The organism is Trueperaceae bacterium (assembly GCA_019454765.1).
Classification (GTDB): Bacteria; Deinococcota; Deinococci; order Deinococcales; family Trueperaceae; genus JAAYYF01.
In genome coordinates, this window is sequence record JACFNR010000003.1 from 137665 (window position 1) to 140792 (window position 3128).

A 3128-nucleotide genomic window follows, 5' to 3' on the forward strand; every position below is an offset into this window, starting at 1 on the left:
CCGCGGCGAGCTGGACGTGACGGACCCGGCCGGGACCATGGCCGTGGTGGAGGCCGTCCGGCCCGGCGTCATCGTCCACGCGGCCGCGTACACGGACGTGGCCGGCGCCGAGCGCGACCGCGAGGCGTGCTGGCGGGTGAACGTGGAGGGCACCCGCAACGTGGCACGCGCCGCCGGCGTGACGGGAGCGCGGCTCGTGCACGTCTCGACCGACTACGTGTTCCACGGCGACCGCGGCAACTACCGCGAGGACGACACGCCGGGGCCCGTGCGCAACTACTACGCGCTGACCAAGCTCGTGGCGGAGGAGGCGGCGCGCGCCGCTCCCGGCGCGTTGGTGGTGCGCACCAGCTTCAGGCCGCGCGCCTGGCCGTACGAGACGGCGTTCGACGACCTGTTCACCTCGCAGGATTACGTCGACGTCATCGCGCCGATGATCGCCGCCCTGCTCGGGCACCTGGCCGAGGTGCGCTGGGCGACGCTGCACGTCGCCACGGAGCGCAAGAGCGTGTTCGAGCTGGCGCGGCGCCGCGCCCCGGCCGTGAGGCGCGCGGGCAAGGCGAGCGCCGGCGTGGCGTTACCGGACGACGTGTCGCTCGACGTGAGCCGCTACACGGCGCTGGCCGCGAGTTGGGAGGGGTGACCGGATGGTCGTGACGAGCCTCGCCATCCCCGCCGTCAAGCTGATCACGCCCACGGTGAGGCCCGACAGCCGCGGCTTCTTCCTAGAGCGCTGGAACGCCGCCGACTTCGCCGCTAACGGCCTCGACGTGGCGTTCGTGCAAGACAACCACTCCCGCTCCGTGAGGGGGGTGGTGCGTGGACTACACTTCCAGGCGGGCGCGCACGCGCAGGGGAAGCTCGTCGGGGTGGCACGCGGCGCCATCCTCGACGTGGCGGTCGACCTGCGGCCGGGCTCCCCCACCTTCGGTCGGTGGGTGAGCGCCGTGCTCGACGACGCGGAGCTGAGGCAGCTTTGGGTGCCCGCGGGCTTCGCGCACGGTTTCGCAGCGCTCACGGAGGTGGCTGACGTGCTCTACAAGACCGACAGGCCCTACGCGCCCGGCTCCGACGCGGGCGTGCGGTGGGACGACCCCGCCATCGGCGTCGACTGGGGCCTGGGCGGGGTCCCGCCCATCGTCTCGGAGCGCGACGCCGCCCTGCCGCTGCTCGCGGAGCTGCGGCGCTTCCCGGAGCCGCGGCCATGACGAGGCCGAGGGTCACCTACGTCGTCACCGGCGCGGCAGGCTTCATCGGTTCGGCGCTCGTGCGCCTCCTGGTGGCGCGCGGAAACGCGCGGGTCGTGAGCGTGGACGCGCTCACGTACGCCGCCGACCCGGAGCGCCTGCGCGCCGCCGGCGCGGGCGAGCTCCACCGCTTCGTGAAGCTAGACGTGAACGACCAGGCCGCCGTGCTCGACCTCTTGAACGAGGAGCGCCCGGCGGCAATCATCCACCTGGCGGCCGAGACGCACGTCGACCGCTCCATCGACGGCCCGGCGCAGTTCGTGACTGCCAACACGCTGGGCACCTTCCACCTGCTCGAGGCCGCGCGCCGCCACTGGGAGGGGCTCCCCGCGGCGGAGCAGGGCGCCTTCCGGCTCGTGAACGTGAGCACGGACGAGGTCTACGGCAGCCTCGGCCCGACCGGCGTCTTCGACGAGGCGAGCCCCTACGACCCGCGCTCGCCGTACAGCGCCAGCAAGGCCGGCGCCGACCACATGGCAGCCGCCTACTTCCACACCTTCGGGCTGCCGGTCATCACCACCCACGCGTCCAACAACTACGGGCCGTTCCAGTTCCCCGAGAAGCTCGTGCCCTTGGCGCTGGGCCGCGCGCTGGCCGGCGAGAGCGTGCCCATGTACGGCGACGGGGGGCAGGTGCGCGACTGGTTGCACGTCGACGACCACGCCCGCGGCCTGCTGGCGGCCGCGCAGCGGGGCGTCCCCGGCGCCACCTACCTCATGGGGGGCGCACACGAGCTCAGGAACCGCGACCTGCTCGACCAGCTGCTCGGCTGCCTCAACGAGGTGGCGCCGGGCCCGCGAGACTACCGGACCCTCGTCACGAGCGTGGCCGACAGGCCCGGGCACGACCGGCGCTACGCCGTCGACTCGAGCCGCGCCGAGCGCGAGTTGGGTTGGCGCCGCCAGGTGCCCTTCGAGGTCGGGCTGGCCGCGACGGTGCGCTGGTACGTCGACAACCAGGCGTGGGTGAGGTCGGTGGCGGAGCGGTACGACCTGCGCCGGCTCGGGTTGGGGCGCGCCGCCTCCGCCGCGGGCGGGAGCGGCGCGTGAACCGCCGCGGCATCCTCCTGGCGGGCGGCGCGGGCACGCGCCTCTACCCGGCCACGCTGGCCGTCAGCAAGCAGCTGCTGCCCGTCTACGACAAGCCGATGGTCTACTACCCCCTCAGCACCCTCATGCTGGCGGGCATGCGCGAGGTGCTGGTGATCTCCACCCCGCGCGACCTGCCCGCGTTCCGCGAGCTGCTTGGCGGCGGCGAGCGCTGGGGCATGCGCTTCGACTACGCCGTGCAGGAGCGGCCCGAGGGGATAGCGCAGGCGTTCCTGATAGGCGAGGCGTTCCTCGCAGACCGCCCCTCGGCGCTGGTGCTGGGCGACAACCTGTTCCACGGCTACGGGCTCACGGGGCTCCTTCGAGCCGCCGACGCCCGAGCCGAGGAGGCCACCGTCTTCGGCTACGCCGTCACCGACCCCGAGCGTTACGGCGTGGTGAGCTTCGACGCCGCCGGCAAGGCGACGAGCATCGAGGAGAAGCCGGCCAATCCTAAGAGCCGCTACGCGGTGACCGGCCTGTACTTCTACCCGGCCGGTGTCGCGGCCGAGGCGCGCGCGCTGAGGCCGTCGGCCCGCGGCGAGCTGGAGGTGACGGACCTCAACGTCCGCTACTTGAACCAGGGCCGCCTGCGCGTCGAGTTGATGGGGCGCGGCATGGCCTGGCTCGACACGGGCACGCACGAGAGCTACCTGCAGGCCTCCAACTTCGTGGAGACGCTGGAGGCGCGCCAGGGCCTCAAGATCGCCTGCCCCGAGGAGATCGCCTACGAGAGCGGGTGGATCGACGCGGCGCAGCTCGAGCGGCTGGCCGCGCCGATGAAGGGGAACGC

General features: G+C 73.2%; 4 protein-coding genes. All 4 read left to right on the top strand.

The annotated features are described in order from the left end of the window. A partial coding sequence (locus tag H3C53_02135; protein ID MBW7915475.1) for an NAD(P)-dependent oxidoreductase occupies nucleotides 1-643 on the top strand: 643 nt, incomplete at its 5' end. Nucleotides 644-647: 4 nt separating this feature from the next. Continuing rightward, on the top strand, nucleotides 648-1208 hold the full coding sequence (gene rfbC / locus H3C53_02140) for a dTDP-4-dehydrorhamnose 3,5-epimerase (protein MBW7915476.1): 561 nt from the start codon (nucleotides 648-650) through the stop codon (nucleotides 1206-1208). Continuing rightward, nucleotides 1205-2296 (top strand): dTDP-glucose 4,6-dehydratase, encoded by a 1092-nt coding sequence (gene rfbB / locus H3C53_02145; protein ID MBW7915477.1) that lies wholly within the window; start codon nucleotides 1205-1207, stop codon nucleotides 2294-2296. Before rfbC ends, rfbB begins: the two co-directional genes overlap by 4 nt. Continuing rightward, nucleotides 2293-3128: glucose-1-phosphate thymidylyltransferase RfbA (gene rfbA / locus H3C53_02150; protein ID MBW7915478.1), on the top strand; the 836-nt coding region annotated here is incomplete at its 3' end. The genes rfbB and rfbA, both read left to right, overlap by 4 nt.